The organism is Arthrobacter sp. UYCu511 (assembly GCF_040547105.1).
In the GTDB taxonomy this organism is placed as follows: domain Bacteria; phylum Actinomycetota; class Actinomycetes; order Actinomycetales; family Micrococcaceae; genus Specibacter; species Specibacter psychrochitiniphilus.
In genome coordinates, this window is sequence record NZ_JBEPPB010000003.1 from 132778 (window position 1) to 148317 (window position 15540).

Annotated in this window: 16 protein-coding genes; 4 read left to right on the plus strand and 12 right to left on the minus strand. The window is 61.2% G+C overall.

Annotation, left to right across the window (positions count from 1 at the left end):
* Positions 1-25: 25 nt before the first annotated feature.
* Positions 26-529: a MarR family winged helix-turn-helix transcriptional regulator gene (locus tag ABIB48_RS06290; protein WP_354212460.1), complete on the minus strand. Its 504-nt coding sequence runs from the start codon at positions 527-529 to the stop codon at positions 26-28.
* Between the two features lie 118 nt (positions 530-647).
* Here ABIB48_RS06290 and ABIB48_RS06295 point away from each other — a divergent pair, with 118 nt between their 5' ends.
* Complete coding sequence (locus ABIB48_RS06295; protein ID WP_110104396.1) at positions 648-1223, plus strand: NADPH-dependent FMN reductase; 576 nt, start codon at positions 648-650, stop codon at positions 1221-1223.
* 155 nt (positions 1224-1378) lie between these two features.
* Here ABIB48_RS06295 and ABIB48_RS06300 read toward each other — a convergent pair whose 3' ends face one another.
* The 7 genes from ABIB48_RS06300 to ABIB48_RS06330 are packed head-to-tail and all read right to left on the minus strand — an operon-like array spanning position 1379 to position 9144.
* The gene (locus tag ABIB48_RS06300; protein WP_354212461.1) at positions 1379-2206 is read right to left on the minus strand and encodes an HpcH/HpaI aldolase/citrate lyase family protein; all 828 of its coding nucleotides are present in this window, start codon (positions 2204-2206) and stop codon (positions 1379-1381) included.
* A gap of 40 nt (positions 2207-2246) precedes the next feature.
* On the minus strand, positions 2247-2756 hold the full coding sequence (locus ABIB48_RS06305; RefSeq protein ID WP_110104398.1) for a MaoC family dehydratase: 510 nt from the start codon (positions 2754-2756) through the stop codon (positions 2247-2249).
* Positions 2753-3406, minus strand: a complete 654-nt coding sequence (locus ABIB48_RS06310) for a CoA transferase subunit B (RefSeq protein WP_110104399.1) — start codon at positions 3404-3406, stop codon at positions 2753-2755. Before ABIB48_RS06310 ends, ABIB48_RS06305 begins: the two co-directional genes overlap by 4 nt.
* 2 nt (positions 3407-3408) lie before the next feature.
* Entirely contained in the window at positions 3409-4263 is an 855-nt protein-coding gene (locus tag ABIB48_RS06315; protein ID WP_354212462.1) for a CoA transferase subunit A, read from the minus strand.
* Between the two features lie 20 nt (positions 4264-4283).
* Positions 4284-5447 carry an acyl-CoA dehydrogenase family protein gene (locus ABIB48_RS06320; RefSeq protein WP_354212463.1) on the minus strand — a complete coding sequence of 388 codons (1164 nt, stop codon included), beginning with the start codon at positions 5445-5447 and terminating at the stop codon, positions 4284-4286.
* 2 nt (positions 5448-5449) lie between these two features.
* Positions 5450-7528 carry an acetyl/propionyl/methylcrotonyl-CoA carboxylase subunit alpha gene (locus ABIB48_RS06325; protein ID WP_354212464.1) on the minus strand — a complete coding sequence of 693 codons (2079 nt, stop codon included), beginning with the start codon at positions 7526-7528 and terminating at the stop codon, positions 5450-5452.
* Between the two features lie 8 nt (positions 7529-7536).
* The gene (locus ABIB48_RS06330; RefSeq protein WP_354212465.1) at positions 7537-9144 is read right to left on the minus strand and encodes a carboxyl transferase domain-containing protein; all 1608 of its coding nucleotides are present in this window, start codon (positions 9142-9144) and stop codon (positions 7537-7539) included.
* 101 nt (positions 9145-9245) lie between these two features.
* On the opposite strand from ABIB48_RS06330, the gene ABIB48_RS06335 reads away from it, so the two are divergent.
* A complete protein-coding gene (locus ABIB48_RS06335; protein ID WP_110104402.1) occupies positions 9246-9842 on the plus strand; it encodes a TetR/AcrR family transcriptional regulator in 597 nt (198 codons plus the stop codon).
* Between the two features lie 91 nt (positions 9843-9933).
* Positions 9934-10581: a hypothetical protein gene (locus ABIB48_RS06340; RefSeq protein WP_354212466.1), complete on the plus strand. Its 648-nt coding sequence runs from the start codon at positions 9934-9936 to the stop codon at positions 10579-10581.
* Between the two features lie 196 nt (positions 10582-10777).
* Here ABIB48_RS06340 and ABIB48_RS06345 read toward each other — a convergent pair whose 3' ends face one another.
* From ABIB48_RS06345 to pdhA, 4 genes are all read right to left on the minus strand, one after another.
* Entirely contained in the window at positions 10778-11146 is a 369-nt protein-coding gene (locus ABIB48_RS06345; RefSeq protein ID WP_354212467.1) for an SPW repeat protein, read from the minus strand.
* Positions 11147-11252: 106 nt separating this feature from the next.
* Positions 11253-12713 (minus strand): dihydrolipoamide acetyltransferase family protein, encoded by a 1461-nt coding sequence (locus ABIB48_RS06350; RefSeq protein WP_354212468.1) that lies wholly within the window; start codon positions 12711-12713, stop codon positions 11253-11255.
* Positions 12710-13726, minus strand: a complete 1017-nt coding sequence (locus tag ABIB48_RS06355; RefSeq protein ID WP_354212469.1) for an alpha-ketoacid dehydrogenase subunit beta — start codon at positions 13724-13726, stop codon at positions 12710-12712. The genes ABIB48_RS06350 and ABIB48_RS06355 overlap by 4 nt, the downstream gene beginning before the upstream one ends.
* On the minus strand, positions 13723-14826 hold the full coding sequence (gene pdhA / locus ABIB48_RS06360) for a pyruvate dehydrogenase (acetyl-transferring) E1 component subunit alpha (RefSeq protein WP_354212564.1): 1104 nt from the start codon (positions 14824-14826) through the stop codon (positions 13723-13725). Before pdhA ends, ABIB48_RS06355 begins: the two co-directional genes overlap by 4 nt.
* Before the next feature lie 181 nt (positions 14827-15007).
* Between pdhA and ABIB48_RS06365 the strand changes: the two genes are divergently transcribed.
* Positions 15008-15478 carry an Lrp/AsnC family transcriptional regulator gene (locus ABIB48_RS06365; RefSeq protein ID WP_354212470.1) on the plus strand — a complete coding sequence of 157 codons (471 nt, stop codon included), beginning with the start codon at positions 15008-15010 and terminating at the stop codon, positions 15476-15478.
* Positions 15479-15540: the final 62 nt, after the last annotated feature.

The following is a 15540-nucleotide window of genomic DNA, read 5'->3' on the forward strand; positions in this document are numbered from 1 at the left end:
GTATTCCGCACTTGCTGCGACGAATTCACCACAGCCCGCGCTCCTCGGCGGCGTGGCGGATGAGGATGAGTGTTTCCAGGAGCTGATTCTGCGCAGCTGGCGTGAGGGGGTCGAAGATAACTTCGCGCACCATGGCGACGTGGCCAGGCGCCGCGCCCCGGATCTTCTCCCAGCCCGCCTGGGTTAACGCGATTTCCTGGCCACGGCCATCGGAACTGGCGGCACAGCGGTGGAGGAACCCTCTGGATTCCATGCGTTTGAGCAGGTGAGAGACTCGGGACCGTTCCCAGCCAAGCGTTGCGGCGAGATCTCCCGAGCGCAGGGCCCGCTGGCTCGATTCCGAGACGGCCGCCAAGATGGAATACTCCACACCTGAGACATCGGCGTCCTCGAGAAGTTGGCGGTCAAGGGCACGTGGCAGACCCCTCGCGAACTCGCGCAACTCCAACCACATGAGCTGCTCTTTCTCGTTAAGCCAGCGCGTCTGCTCCTGGGCCGACTTTTTGGGACCCTCCATAGTTTTGCTCACATTCCTTCGATTTAGTTGACATATCAAGTATGTCCGGTCATGATGGAAACATCAAGTTTTAATTGACACGTCACCTACATTGGCTGGCGCGCCGCCCCATCATCAAGGAGAAAACAGCATGAGCAAAATCGCCATCGTCACCGGTTCCACCCGTCCCGGCCGTGTCAACACGGGCGTTGCAGAGTGGGTTCTGGCGCAAGCTCAGCTGCGCGGTGACGCGGAGTACCAACTCGTGGACATCGCTGATTTCAATCTCCCTGTCCTGGATGAGGCCTACCCCGCTGGCTTCCAGAACTACCAGAACGATCACACAAAAGTCTGGGCCGCCACGATGAACGAGTTCGACGGCTATATCTTCATCACCGGCGAATACAACCACTCGGTGCAGCCTGCCCTGGCGAACGCCATCTCTTACCTGAACGTCGAGTTCAACAACAAGGCTGCTGGCATGGTCGGCTACGGCTCGGCCTTCGGAGTTCGCGCCATGGAGCACCTGCGGGGCATCCTTTCCGAGCTGCAGGTTGCGCATGTTCAAAAGACAGGCATGTTCTCTCTGTTCACTGACTTTGAGAACTTCTCCACGTTCACACCGACCGAGCTCCAAGCCGCATCGCTGGCCCCCATGCTGGACCAGCTCATTCCGTGGACAAACGCCATGAAGAGCGTGCGCGAGTCAGCCCTAGCCACCGCCTGACCCCTTCCCAACGCTCGGTTACATTCGGGTGATTAATGAGGAACGCTTTCTCACATGCATGAGCGTTCCTTACTAATCACCCGAAGCTGCAGGAGCGTCTATGAAAAGTGCGCCGAAAGTAACCGAGCGTTGGGTTTAGGCGCTGGCGCTGTGACCTAGGCGCTGGCTCGGCGCAGCGTCGCCTCGGCGTGCAGCAGAATCGGAGAGTCCACCATCTGGCCCTTGAAGGCAAAAACACCCGTGCCTGCATCCGCCGCCGCAGCCAATAGCTCCTGCGCGGCAGCTACCTGCTCATCTGAGGGCCGGTACGCCTCCCGAATAACTGCCACCTGCGAGGGGTGAATGCTCGCCTTCGCAGCGAAGCCGCTGGCTACCGCGTCCTCCGCCTCGACGCCGAGCCCCGCAAGGTCGGCAAAGTCGGCATAAATGGAGTCAATGGCAACCTTCCCCGCAGCCCCGGCCGCCAGCAGGAGCATCGAACGCGCCTGCGTTGCCACAGCGCGGTACTCTCCAACCCGGGGTCCGGAGGTGAACCGGCTAGAAGTTCCGCCCAGGGATGCCACCAAATCCTCCGCCCCCCACATCAGGGCCACAACATTGGGCAGCTGCGCCAACGCCGGCGCCGCCAGAATCCCGGGCGCGCTTTCGCACAACACCACCACTGAGTAGTCCGTGAGTGCTGCGATAGCCTGAACATCAGCTGCCTTGGCGACCATGATGGTTCGGTAGGGGCTGCGAGCAACGGCGGCCAGATCCAAGGTGGCGTCTGGGGTGTCAAGTGCGTTGATGCGCACCATGGTGTGTGCCGGATCCAGCCCACTGGCCACCATATTCTCGCGCGCCGCCGCCTTCGCCCCGGGCGCCACAGCATCTTCGAGATCAATAATCACGGCATCGGAGCGTTGGGCCGCCTTGGCAAAACGCTCAGGCCTGTCCGCCGGGGCAAATAACAGCGCCGGGCCCATTCTGAATTCCTGACTCACTGAAATTGTGCGCTCCTTCTTATCTACTCAATGGGCTTATCTAGTCATGGGGCTTGAGCCAAAATAGTGCGGTCCTGCTGGCTTTGCCCACCACGACGCCGTTTTGGTTGCGCCCAGTATGTTCCATCACCACAATGCCTTGTCCAGGACGGGATGCTGAGAGCCTCTTCGCCGTCACTACCGTCTCGGTGTAGAGGGTATCGCCGTGGAACAGCGGGTGCGGGAAAGAGATATCGCTCATCCCCAGCTGGGCCACGATGGTGCCCTGTGTCAGCTGAGCCACGGACTGTCCCACCATGGTAGCCAAGGTGAACATGGAGTTCATGATCCGCTGCCCAAACGGCTGCTCCGCACTCCATGCCGCATCAAGATGCAAGGCCTGCGTGTTCATGGTCATGGTGGTGAAAAGGACGTTGTCCGTTTCCGTCATGGTCCGGCCGGGCCGGTGCTGGTAGAGCACCTTCACTTGCAGTTCCTCGTAGTAGAGTCCGCGTTGAGTCACTACTTCAGGCCCACGGGCCTTGGGGTAGCCTGCGTGTCCGTCACTCATACGTTGTCCACATCATGCATCTCCAGGTTTAGTGGGGCCCCGGTTGCGGCTACTATCTGTTCAACACTGACATCCGGTGCCAGTTCCTTGAGAACCAGTCCGTCTGGGCTCACTTCAATGACAGCTAGGTCAGTGATGATCAGGTCTACGCAGCGCTTCCCTGTCAACGGCAGAGTACACCGCTGCAGGATCTTTGGGTTGCCTTCCCGATCAGTGTGTTCCATCATGACAATAAGTTTTTTGGCGCCGAACACCAGATCCATGGCCCCACCCATGCCCTTGACCATTTTGCCCGGGATCATCCAGTTGGCCAGGTCGCCATTGGCGGCCACCTGCATAGCGCCCAGAACGGCCACGTCAACGTGGCCACCGCGCACCATGCCAAAGGACAGCGCCGAGTCAAAGAACGCCGCACCTTTGTTGACGGTGACGGTCTCCTTGCCGGCGTTGATCAGATCCGGGTCCACGTCGGCATCCAGCGGATACGGGCCGGTGCCCAAAATCCCGTTCTCCGAGTGCAACACCACCTCCACCCCTGCGGGGATGTAGTTGGGGATCAGGGTGGGCATGCCAATGCCTAAGTTCACGTACTGTCCATTGCGCAGTTCTTGTGCCACACGGGCTGCCAGTTCATTGCGTGAAAGTGCCATGATTACGCTCCCTGTTCACTGGTGGGATGGGGCCCCGGGCGCGAGGGGTCCCCGGCCGAGCTTGCGAGGTTGGGAAGCGTTTGAGTACTCGACGACGGACTGGTCACGGTACGTTTCTCAATCCGCTTCTCACTTCCGGGCGATCCGGCGGGAATATGGACCACGCGTTGGACGAATATGCCGGGGACGTGGATATGTTCGGGATCCAGCTCACCGGGCTCTACCAGTTCCTCCACCTCGGCGATGGTGATCTTCCCGGCCATGGCACACAGCGGGTTGAAGTTCATGGCCGTCGCGTGGAATACGAGGTTGCCGTGGCGGTCTCCCCTCCACGCATGCACCAGGGCAAAATCGGGGGTGAGCGACTCCTCCAGGACAAACTCGTCCGTCCCAAAAGTGCGCACCTCTTTGGCGGGTGAGGCAATCTCAACCCCGCCGGCGCCGTTGTACTTGCGGGGCAGCCCACCCTCAGAGACCTGGGTGCCCACCCCGGCGGCGGTGTAGAAAGCGGGAATCCCTGCTCCCCCGGCCCGCAGCTTTTCGGCGAGTGTGCCCTGCGGAGTCAATTCCACCTCGAGTTCACCGGCCAAAAATTGCCGGGCGAACTCTTTGTTCTCTCCCACATAGGAGGAGATGGTGCGCCGGATCCGCCCGTCAGCAAGCAGTATCCCCAACCCCCAATCATCTACGCCGCAGTTGTTGGAAATTGTCTCCAGCTGGGAAATTTCGCCGTCGTAGAGGGCTTGGATGAGGGCCACGGGGATGCCGCACAGACCAAACCCGCCCACGGCGAGGGAGGCGCCGTCGTGAATGTCATGGACGGCGGCGGCCGCGGAAGCAACTACTTTGTTGATCATGGCTGGTCCTTTCGGAAGTGTTACAAGCCCAGATCGCGGGCTATGAGCATGAGCTGAACTTCGGTGGTTCCTTCACCAATCTCTAGAATCTTCGAGTCACGGTAGTGGCGGGCCACGGGGAACTCGTTGATGAACCCATAACCTCCGAAAACCTGTGTGGCATCCCTGGCATTGTCCATGGCCGCCTCACTTGCGACCATCTTAGCGATGGCAGCTTCGGTCTTGAAGGGCTTGCCGGCGAGCATGCGTGAGGCGGCGTCATAGTAGGCCAACCGGGCCACGTGGGCGCGGGTTTGCATGCGGGCAATCTTGAAGGAGATGCCTTGGTAGCGGCCAATGTTATGGCCGAAGGCGCTGCGTTCCTTCGCGTAGCGGACAGCCTCGTCAACACAGCCCTGGGCGGTGCCGGTTGCCAGCGCCGCGATGGCGATGCGCCCCTCATCGAGGATGGACAAAAAGTTGGCGTAGCCGCGGCCGCGCTCCCCCAGCAGGTTCTCCTCCGGTACGCGGGCGCCGGCTAAGGTGAGCGGGTGCGTGTCCGAGGCGTTCCAGCCCACCTTGTTGTACGCCTTTTCCACCGTGAACCCGGGGGTGCCGTTGGGCACAATGATGGTGGAGATTTCTTTCTTGATGGATCCGTTGGCCCGTTCGTGGGTGTCCGTGACAGCGGTGACGGTCACAAATTTCGTGATGGACGTCCCGGAGTTGGTGATGAATTGCTTGGACCCGTCAATAACCCATTGCCCGTTCTCGAGGCGCGCCTTGGTGGCGGTGCCCCCGGCGTCGGATCCGGCGTCGGGCTCGGTCAGGCCAAAGCCTGCGAGCGCGCTACCGGAGGTTAGTTGCGGCAGCCACGCTTCCTTTTGCGCTTGGGTGCCAAAGCGGTGGATGGGCATGGCGCCGAGCGAGACGCCTGCCTCCAGGGTGATGGCGACGGATTGGTCTACCCGGCCCAGCTGCTCGAGGGCGAGTGAGAGCGCGAAGTAGTCTCCGCCCATCCCGCCAAATTCCTCCGGGAAGGGCAGCCCAAACAGGCCAAGCTCACCCATTTGCGCCACCACTTCGTAGGGGAAGCTGTGTTCCTCGTCGTGTTTGGCGGAGACGGGGGCCACCACGTGATCGGCAAAGTCCGCCACCATGTTGCTAAGGGCCTGGTACTCGTCATTGAGTTCAAAGTTTGGCACTGTCATTCCCCTTCAGGAGTATCTTCTTGAATGCTTGCAACAATTTGATCCGCCTTGACTAGCGCACCCACGGCTACGCCAATGTGTACGGTTCCGGCCATGGGTGCCACTATTTGGTGTTCCATTTTCATGGCCTCCACCGCAAGCAGCACGTCCCCTGCCTCAACCCGCTGCCCCGTAGCCGCGTTGACCACGGTCACGGTTCCGGGCATGGGGCTGCGCAGCTGTGGATCCGCCGCTGCGTCCGCCCGTTGAAGTCCGGCGATCATGCGTGCGGTGGCCGCGTCCCTGTCCAGGTGCACCAGTTCAACGCTCCAGCCGCCGCTGCCCAAAAATACTGTGTCCCCCTGGCGGGCAAAATGGTAGTCGTTGAGCAGACCATCGGCGCTCACCTCCTGGGGTCCCCCACCTAGTCCACTGACATTTACGACGCCGGGACCTTCCATCACCCCGCGGCCACGGTTACCGCTGACCGTCACCACTGCGGTGCGGCCAGGTGCCGCCCAAACGGATCGCCACGGCTCAGGTTCACCCAGACGCCAGCCATCGGTGCGCTCCCACGGGCGGGGCGGCTCCGCAGCTGGCGCTCCCGCTTGCCGCGCAGCCACCTGCGCCAGTGACGTGGGCTTGGCATCGAGCGCCCAGGGCGCCACGGCGTATTCCTTGGCACTGGTGGCACGGAATTTCATGCCCGGCAGTTTGCGTTCAATCAGGTTGGTATCCAGATGCCCGGCTTGGACGTGCGGATCGGCAAGGAGCAGGCGCAGGTACTCGATGTTGGTGGGCAATCCCAGCACCAGGTAATGGGCGAGCGCCTGATCCAGCCGTGACAGGGATTGCGCCCGGTCCGCACCCCAGGCGATGACCTTAGCCAACATGGGATCGTAGTTGGCGGAGATCTCTAGCCCGTCCATCAGCGAGGAGTCCACGCGCACCCCGTACCTCAGAGCCACCGACTCATCAAGTGCCACCACTGTTCCGGTAGCCGGCAGGAATCCCTCGGCAGGATTCTCTGCGTACACCCGCGCCTCTGTAGCGTGCCCCTCAAGACTCACAGCGTCCTGGTCAAAGCCCAAGGCTTCCCCTGCGGCAATGCGGACCTGCCATTCCACCAGGTCCAGGGACTCCCCGGACACCCGGACCACCATTTCGGTGACGGGGTGTTCTACCTGCAACCGGGTGTTCATCTCCATGAAGAAGAACTCATCGGAGGCATCGTTAGAGACAATGAATTCCACGGTTCCTGCACCGGTGTAGTTAACGCTGGCTGCTGCGGCACAGGCTGCGGCCCCGAGCCGGGCACGGATGGCGGCGCCGTCCGGGGCGTCGGTGAGTAGCGGCGAGGGCGCCTCCTCAATAACTTTTTGATGGCGGCGCTGCAGCGAGCACTCGCGTTCTCCCAGATGCACCACAGTGCCGAAGGTGTCCCCCAAAATCTGTACCTCGATGTGGCGCGGGTTTGCCACCAGGCGTTCCAGGAACAAGGTGTCATCACCAAAGGAGGAAGCGGCCACACGCCGGGCCGTTGCCAGCGCAGCCGGCAGCTCCCCGGGCGAAAACACGTTCACCATGCCCTTGCCGCCACCACCGGCGGAGGGCTTGATGAGCAGCGGGTAACCGATGCCGGGCGCTGCGGCGATCAGGTCCGCATCACTGAGCCCCGGCTCGGAAACGCCGGGGACCACGGGTACCCCGGCGGCGGCCACATGGTTCTTGGAGCGGATCTTATCTCCCATGACGTTCAGGGCTTCAATATTGGGACCAATGAACATGATCCCGGCATCAGAAAGAGCCTGGGCGAATGCCAGGTTTTCGGACAGGAAGCCGTAGCCGGCGTGGACTGCCTGGGCACCCGATGCCTGGCAGGCAACAATGACAGCATCAATGTTCAGGTAGCTTTCGGTGGCCGCGGCGGGGCCAATGCACACGGCCGTGTCGGCTTCGCGCACGTGGCGGGCTCCGGCGTCGGCCGTGGAATACACGGCAACGCTGCGGATGCCCAGGCTGCGCAGGGTGGCGATGACGCGGCAGGCAATCTCGCCGCGGTTGGCCACCAGGACTGTATCAAAGAGAGGGCTCACAACGGGGCTCACATTCTAAAGAGACCGAAGGAGGTCTCGGGCAACGGGGTGCGGGCGCATACATCCAGGGCCAGGCCCAAGACGGTGCGGGTGTCAGCGGGGTCAATCACGCCGTCATCCCACAGGCGGGCGGTGGCGTAGTAGGGGCTTCCTTGGTCCTCGAACTGGGCCAAGATGGGCGCCTTGAACGCTGCTTCTTCCTCGGCGGACCATTGATCCCCGCGGCCCTCAATCTGGTCCCGCTTGACGGTGGCCAGCACGGAGGAAGCCTGGTTGCCACCCATGACGGAGATGCGCGAGGCCGGCCAGGTCCACAGGAAGCGGGGGCTGTAGGCACGCCCGCACATGGAGTAGTTGCCGGCGCCGAAGGATCCGCCCACAATGACGCTCAGTTTGGGCACCCGCGCCGTGGCAACGGCCGTGACCATCTTGGCCCCGTGCTTGGCAATACCACCGTGCTCGTAGTCCTTGCCCACCATGAAGCCGTTGAGATTCTGCAAAAAGATCAACGCAATACCGCGCTGATCGCACAGTTCAATGAAGTGCGCACCCTTCAAGGCCGATTCGCTAAACAACACACCGTTGTTGGCCACAATGCCCACCGGATGGCCATGCAGTGTGGCAAATCCGGTGACTAGGGTGGTGCCGTAGTTCTTCTTGAACTCGTGAAATTTGCTGCCATCCACCAGCCGGGCGATGATCTCGCGGATGTCATAGGCCGTGTTCAGATCGGTTGGCACGGCGCCATAAAGCTCTGAGGGTTCGACGGCGGGTGGCTGGCTTGCGGCCACGGACCAGGCCGGTGCGGGGTTGGGCGGCAGCGTTGCCACGATGTCGCGGATGATGGACAGTGCGTGCTCGTCGTTCTCGGCCAGATGATCCACCACGCCGGAGATGCCCGCGTGGACCTCCCCTCCGCCGAGTTCCTCCGCTGTGACAATCTCACCGATGGCGGCTTTCACCAGCGGTGGACCACCCAAAAAGATGGTGCCCTGATTGCGCACAATGACCGTTTCATCGCTCATGGCAGGCATGTATGCGCCTCCTGCGGTACATGAACCCATGACGGCGGCAATCTGGGGGATTTTCCGGGCAGACATCTGTGCCTGGTTGAAGAAGATACGGCCAAAGTGTTCCTTGTCCGGGAACACCTGATCCTGCTTGGGGAGGAACGCCCCACCGGAATCCACTAGATAAAGGCAGGGCAGCCGGTTCTCCAGCGCAATTTCCTGGGCACGAAGGTGCTTCTTTACCGTGAGTGGATAGTACGTACCGCCCTTGACCGTGGCGTCATTACACACCACCATGACGTGGCGCCCGGCAACCAGCCCAATGCCAGCGATCACACCGGCACTCGGGGACGCGCCCTCGTACATGCCATGGGCAGCCAGCGGGGAAATCTCCAGGAACGGGCTGCCTTCATCGAGCAGGTGCCCGATCCGGTCCCGGGGTAAGAGTTTCCCGCGCGCCACGTGCCGCTGACGGGATTTTTCCGGACCACCGCGCGCCGCCACTGCCAATTCCTCGCGCAGTTGCGCCACAAGGGCTCGTTGTTGGGCATCGTTGCGCGCAAACGCCTCCCCCGCCGGGTCAACCCGGCTCACCAAAGTCTCCATCGACTCCTCATTCGGTCCATAACGGCTACACTTGGTTAATGTCCACTAACTGAATTTCAGGTTAGTCTGTCTATTCTGTGATGTCCAGCACAGGGAGAATAATGAGTCAACCACCGCTAACAGCCCGCACGCAGGCCAAAGCCGAGCGCCGCGGGGTGCTGCTGCAATCGGCCGCGACCCTCTTCGCCCAGCGCGGCTTCAACGGCGTGTCCATCGAGGACCTCGGTGCGGCCGCCGGGGTGAGCGGACCCGCCGTTTATAGGCATTTCAATGGCAAGCAGGCCCTGCTTGGCGCCCTGCTTGTGGAGGTCAGCGAAGACCTGCTGGCCGGTGGGCGGGCCGTGCTCACTGCCACGCTCGAGAACGGCCCCTCCCTCCGCGCGCTCATCGCCTTCCACGTTGACTTTGCACTCTGCAAACCTGATGTGATCCGGGTCCAGGACAGGGACTTTGACAGCCTGCCCGACGCCGAACGCGGCGCCGTCCGCTCCCTGCAGCGAGCCTATGTTGAACTGTGGGTTGAGGTGCTGGGCAGGCTTTTCCCTGACCGGCCCATCGCCGTGCGCCGGGTCCAGGCCCACGCAGTTTTTGGTCTAATCAACTCCACGCCGCACAGCGTGCAATTACATGGGCACCCCGAAGCTACGGCCCGGTCCGTCTTGGAAAACATGGCGTGGGCTGCGCTGACGGGCGTCTGAGCTGCTGGCTCCGAGGGAAGCGGCTTGTTGGCAATCGCTGTGGCCGCTAACAATGGGCTTAACAACATATTGCGGCAACCAAGGACAAGTAATGAGCTTCAACTATTCGCAGCCGCCAACCCCTCAACGGCCACTTCACTACTGGCTTGAGTCGGAGGTGGCCAAACTCTCCCCCCAACACACTCCTTCAGCCCTCCGTGAGATGGCCTGGAGTTTTGGCCAGTGGCGCGGTTTCGCAGCGGCGTGCGCCGGAATTGGTGTTGTTGGACTTGGCATCGCCTGGCTGCTCGCAGTGTGGCGGCCACAGATCATCTGGCTATGGGCACTTCTGATCGTTGCTGCCCTTTTGCTCATGGTGCTGTGCCCACTGATATCCAAGCTCAAAATTTCAAAGATTGCCAGCGGAAAATCGCCCATGCTCTCGCGTGCGGCAGCGAGCATTTCTGCCAGCGTAGGCGCAGCAATATTTCTTTCACCAATCTTCGTAGCTCTTGCCAGCTTTGCCCTGGATCCGTGGTTTCACATGGGCGCCAAAGGCATCACCTGCGCCGCAGCCATCTATGCACTGATTCTTATTCTCATGACCAGCGTCTTTGTCCTTCCCGGATATTTCGCCCACTATGCACGCCGAGATTTCCGTCGCCACATAGACCAGAGTCCATCCCTGCGGACACAGCTTGAACATATGTCACAGACCTGGGTTGATCCGGTAGGCAATCAAAGCTTTGGCCCGTTGTAGCGCACTGAACTAGTGAGAACACCGTCCACACTGGGGATTGTGGAAGCGGTGGCCGGGAACGGGCTTTTTGCCATGCGCAGGTGTGAGGTGACATACCGGGCAGGCGGTGCGCGGGGGGCTTGCGCCGGGCGCTCAAAGAAACCAAAAGGGAAGCACCGGAGATTCCGGTGCTTCCCTGCCACATGAATTTGTTCGATCAGTGTGCGGCCACCCCTCCGTGATGGGAAGAGGTGTGTTCGTGCATGCTCGGCTGCAGGGCCATAACACCCGCGATCAATGCCACGCCTCCGGCAATCCATGACGTCCAAGCTGCTCCCGTGTGAGAGGAGTATCCGGCAATCCACGGGGAGATAAACAGCAAAGCACCAAGAACCATCTGAACCCACTCGCCTAACGGACGCCCCGGGCTCATCAGGTTCGCGACTCCTGCCACAACCAGCAGCACTCCCGCGCCAATCATCATGACCATCGAACTGCTCTGCTGCGTTGTCCACAGGGTCGAAAGTGCAGCAAATAGGCCTGCGATCACGGCAACATAATCTTGCCAGCGATTCCACTTCTTCATTGATACCAACCTCCTTATGAGTTGGCTCCCACAGTGGGGGTCACTTCAAATATACGTCCATGCACATTGCGTATCCAGAGCCGCAGGGTTGCATTCTGGTCCCTGTTTATCCCAGCGCTAAAGCCATAGCCGGATCAGCCATGATGGCACCCACATCCGCGAGAAAACGTGAGCCTTGTTCGCCGTCAACCAGCCTGTGGTCAAAAGATAAGCTCAGGGTCATGACCTGCCGCAAGGCAATACCACCCTCGTGTTCCCAAGGCATTCGGCGCACTGCACCCAATGCCAAAATACCGGCCTCGCCGGGGTTCAGGATGGGGGTTCCGCCGTCAATGCCGAAGATGCCAATGTTGGTGATGGAGAAGGTGCCACCAGCCAAATCGGCAGGCTGGGTCTTGCCAGCACGGGCCGTCTCGGCAAGTTCTCCCAGTGCCTGCGCCAGCCCGCGCAGGCCCAGCCTCTGGGCGTCCTTGATGTTGGGCACCACAAGGCCGCGAGGGGTGGCCGCCGCGATGCCCAGGTTCATATAGTTGAACTGGACCACTTCCGCCGCAGCCTCGTCCCAGTGCGAATTCAGGGCCGGGCGCCGCGCGGCAGCAAGACACACCGCCTTTGCGGCCAGGGTCAGCGGGGTGATCTTGACCCCGGCAAAGTCCTTCTGCGAGCGCAGTTTCTCTAAAAAGTCCATCCCGGAGGTGACGTCCACGGTCAGAAATTCGCTCACGTGCGGGGCCGTGAAGGCGCTTTGCACCATGGCTTGGGCCATGAACTTGCGTACACCCTTAATGGGCGTGCGCACCTCACGCTGCGCCAGCGGATTCACGGCCGACGGCACAGCCTCCACCGCGTCTTCGTCACCATAGGAATTCTCACCGCCTGAGTTCTTCCCGTCTGAGTTCTTCCCGTGGGAGGGCTCCCCGTTGGAATGATCCCCGGCGAAAGCAACAACATCGTGGCGGGTGATCAGCCCCCGTTCTCCTGTGCCGTTGAGCTGGTCTAAGTCAAGGCCCAGATCCCGTGCCATTTTCCGCACTGGCGGGGTGGAGCGTGGCCGATCCGCCCGGGCTCGGACGGTTTCCGGCGGTGCTGGGGCCGGCACAGGTGCAGGCGCTTGAGCCGATGGCGACGGTGCAGCGGGCGCAGCTGGCCTGATCTGCTGGGCGGGTGCAGCGGGCGCAGCGGGTGCGCTCAGGCGTTGGCGCCGCACGGGGCGGGCCGAGGTTTCCGGATCGGCCCCGTAACCCACTAGTGTGGGGACCCGTTTGCCGTCCGGTCCTGGGTCAGGGACCGCTGTCCTCGGTCCAGTTGTGCCATGGTTCGTTTGTGCCTCGGTGAGCTCAAAGGTGATGATGACCTCGCCCACCTCGACCATGGTGCCTGGTTCGTGGGTGATGTCCGTAACGGTGCCGGCGAAGGGTGAAGGTAGCTCCACCACGGCCTTGGCCGTCTCCACCTCGCCGATGACCTGGTTCAGCTCAACTAGGTCACCCACGGCAACATGCCAGCTAACAATCTCGGATTCGGTCAGTCCCTCGCCAAGGTCGGGGAGCCTGAATTCTGCAATCATGCCCAGTCATCCATTCCTGTGTGTGAGTTGGGGCGGCCAAGGGCGCGGTCTACGCCGTCGAGGATTCTGTCAAGGTCCGGCAGATGGTGCTTTTCCAGCTTTGACGGTGGGTAGGGGATGTCAAAGCCGGTGACACGCACGGGGGCGCTTTCAAGGTAGTTAAAGCAGCGCTCAGTGATGACAGCAGCAATTTCAGCGCCAAGGCCCAGCGTCCGTCCGGCCTCATGGGTGATGACGAGCCGGCCAGTGCGGCGCACTGAAGCCACCAGAGGTGCATAGTCAATGGGAGAGAGTGAACGCAGGTCAATGACCTCGATCGAGACCCCGTCCGCCGTGGCCGCAATGGCTGCATCAAGCGCGGTTTTCACCAGCGGGCCATAGCTAACAAGAGTCACGTCGGTGCCGGCGGCGACGATCCGTGAGGCCCCCATGGGCAGCGCCTGCACCAGCGGTGCGTCTACTTCCACCTCTCCCTTGGCATGGTAGCGGCGCTTGGGTTCAAAGTAGAGGACCGGGTCATCGCAGGCGATGGCCTGGCGCAACATGGTGTAGGCGTCCTGTGGGTTGGATGGGCTGATGACCCGCAAACCCGAGGTGTGCACAAAGTAGGCTTCCGGAGATTCGGAGTGGTGCTCCGGTGAGCCAATGCCGCCACCAAATGGGACACGGATGGTCAGTGGCATGCGCACCGCGCCCTGGGTGCGAACATGCATCTTGGCCACTTGGGACACTATTTGATCGAATCCGGGGTAGATAAAGCCATCGAACTGGATTTCACACACGGGCCTGTAGCCGCGGTAGGCCAACCCCACCGCGGTGCCGATAATGGCTGATTCGGCCAGTGGCGTGTCGATCACACGGTGGGAGCCGAAGTCCTTCATGAGTCCGTCGGTGACCCTAAAAACTCCGCCGAGGGTGCCGATGTCCTCTCCGAGCAACACTACCTTGGGGTCTTCCTCCAGCGCACGGCGCAATCCTGCGTTGATGGCTTGTGTCAGGCTCAGCGTGGTCATGACGGGCTCCCTTGTACCGTGACGGAAGTTTTCTCTTGCTCCCCAAAGGAGTTTAGATACGCCAAGTAGTTCACTCGCTGCTCTTCCAGGAGGGGATGGGCGTCAACGTAAACGTGCTCAAAGGCAGCCTGCGGCGCGGGGTCGGGCAGGGAGATGCAGGCCAGCCGCAAGTCCGCTGCCACGGCGTCAGCCTCGGCCGCAATGGCGGCTTGAGCGCCGTCGTCGAGCATTCCCAACTCCAACAGGTAGCTATGCATCCGGGTGATGGGGTCCTTGGCGCCCCATTCCTCTAGTTCGGTCACGCCACGGTACCGGGTGGGGTCATCGGCGGTGGTGTGTGGCCCCATCCGGTAGGTGATGGCTTCGATGAAGCTGGGCCCGCCCCCGCTGCGGGCCCGGCGTGCGGCCCAACGGGTGGCGGCCAGCACGGCCAGAACATCGTTCCCATCAACTTGCAGCCCAGGTATCCCGTACCCTGGTGCCCGCCCGGCCAAGGGAACATGAGATTGCAACCCCACGGGCTCGGAGATGGCCCAGTGATTGTTTTGGCAGAAAAAGACCACGGGTGCCTGGAAGCTGGCTGCGAAGACCATGGATTCGTGCACGTCGCCTTGGCTCGTGGCACCGTCACCCAAATAGGCAAGGGCCATTGAATCCTTGCCATCAAGGGTCAGACCCATGGCATACCCGGTGGCGTGAAGTGTTTGGGCGCCAATGATGATTTGTGGGGTGGCCATATTCAGCTCGTAGGGGTCCCAGCCAATGTTGGTGTTCCCGCGCCAGACTCCGAGAGCGTCGGCCATCTTGGCACCACGGCAATAAGCCACACCATTTTCACGGTAGGTGGGGAAGATGAAGTCCTCGTCCTCCAAAGCACGGACCGAGCCCACTTGGGAGGCTTCTTGACCCAGTAAGGGCGGCCAGAGCGCCAGCTGCCCCTGCCGCTGAAGCGCTGTTGATTCAAAGTCGATCCGGCGGATCACCACCATGTCACGGTACAAATTTCGAAGTTGCTCCCCGTCAACATCGTCCACAAATTCATCCAGCAGCGCGTCGGCAACACGGATTCCGTCTGCGGTGATCAGCTGGTGCATGGTCATTTCGTCACGGCCTGTGGGCTCTTGGCGCAAATGGCTCAAAGTGCTCGCCTCCCTGCATTGTAATGAGGATGGTTCCTATGAATGTGACGATACTCACGCAAAGCATGGCGGGCAATATGAGGCGCAAAAATTGAGCACTATGCACTGTTGAGAAGTGATCCGTCGTGCTAATCTGCGCACTATGCCTACTTTGGATGAAACCGACGCACGCATTCTTTTGGCCCTTGTGAAGGATCCGCGCCAAACGGTGGTGGCCATGGCACAGCGGCTGGGCCTCTCCCGGAACACGGTTCAGGCCAGGATGGCTGCGCTGGAGAAGAACAACGTCTTTTTGCCCTTTGACCACCGCATTAGCCCTACCCTTCTGGGGTATCCGTTGACAGCCTTTATTACTGTGCATGTGCAACAAAAGAAGTTGCCCCAATTTGGTACGGCCCTGGCCAGCATCCCGGAAGTGATTGAGGCCCACGGACTCAGCGGCAGAGCAGATTTGCTGGTGCGGGTGGTATGCACCGGGGCTGAGGATCTTTTCCGGATCAACGGCAAAATTTTAGGGTGCGACGGCGTTGAACGCACCGAAACGTCCTTGGCCATGAATGAGGTGGTGCCCTTCCGCATGTCACCGCTGCTGGAACGGCACCGCAAAAAGTAGTTGCAGCTCCCGCCAATCTAATGCCCTGATGGCTCCGAAGGACTGTCACGGGTTCATTCAGA

Coding starts and splice junctions, on each gene's coding strand:
- ABIB48_RS06295 (WP_110104396.1), top strand. CDS start 648: ATGAGCAAAATCGCCATCGTCACCGGTTCCACCCGTCCCGGCCGTGTC.
- ABIB48_RS06305 (WP_110104398.1), bottom strand. CDS start 2,756: ATGAGTGACGGACACGCAGGCTACCCCAAGGCCCGTGGGCCTGAAGTA.
- ABIB48_RS06310 (WP_110104399.1), bottom strand. CDS start 3,406: ATGGCACTTTCACGCAATGAACTGGCAGCCCGTGTGGCACAAGAACTG.
- ABIB48_RS06315 (WP_354212462.1), bottom strand. CDS start 4,263: ATGATCAACAAAGTAGTTGCTTCCGCGGCCGCCGCCGTCCATGACATT.
- ABIB48_RS06330 (WP_354212465.1), bottom strand. CDS start 9,144: ATGGAGACTTTGGTGAGCCGGGTTGACCCGGCGGGGGAGGCGTTTGCG.
- ABIB48_RS06335 (WP_110104402.1), top strand. CDS start 9,246: ATGAGTCAACCACCGCTAACAGCCCGCACGCAGGCCAAAGCCGAGCGC.
- ABIB48_RS06340 (WP_354212466.1), top strand. CDS start 9,934: ATGAGCTTCAACTATTCGCAGCCGCCAACCCCTCAACGGCCACTTCAC.
- ABIB48_RS06345 (WP_354212467.1), bottom strand. CDS start 11,146: ATGAAGAAGTGGAATCGCTGGCAAGATTATGTTGCCGTGATCGCAGGC.
- ABIB48_RS06350 (WP_354212468.1), bottom strand. CDS start 12,713: ATGATTGCAGAATTCAGGCTCCCCGACCTTGGCGAGGGACTGACCGAA.
- ABIB48_RS06355 (WP_354212469.1), bottom strand. CDS start 13,726: ATGACCACGCTGAGCCTGACACAAGCCATCAACGCAGGATTGCGCCGT.
- pdhA (WP_354212564.1), bottom strand. CDS start 14,826: ATGACCATGCACCAGCTGATCACCGCAGACGGAATCCGTGTTGCCGAC.
- ABIB48_RS06365 (WP_354212470.1), top strand. CDS start 15,008: ATGCCTACTTTGGATGAAACCGACGCACGCATTCTTTTGGCCCTTGTG.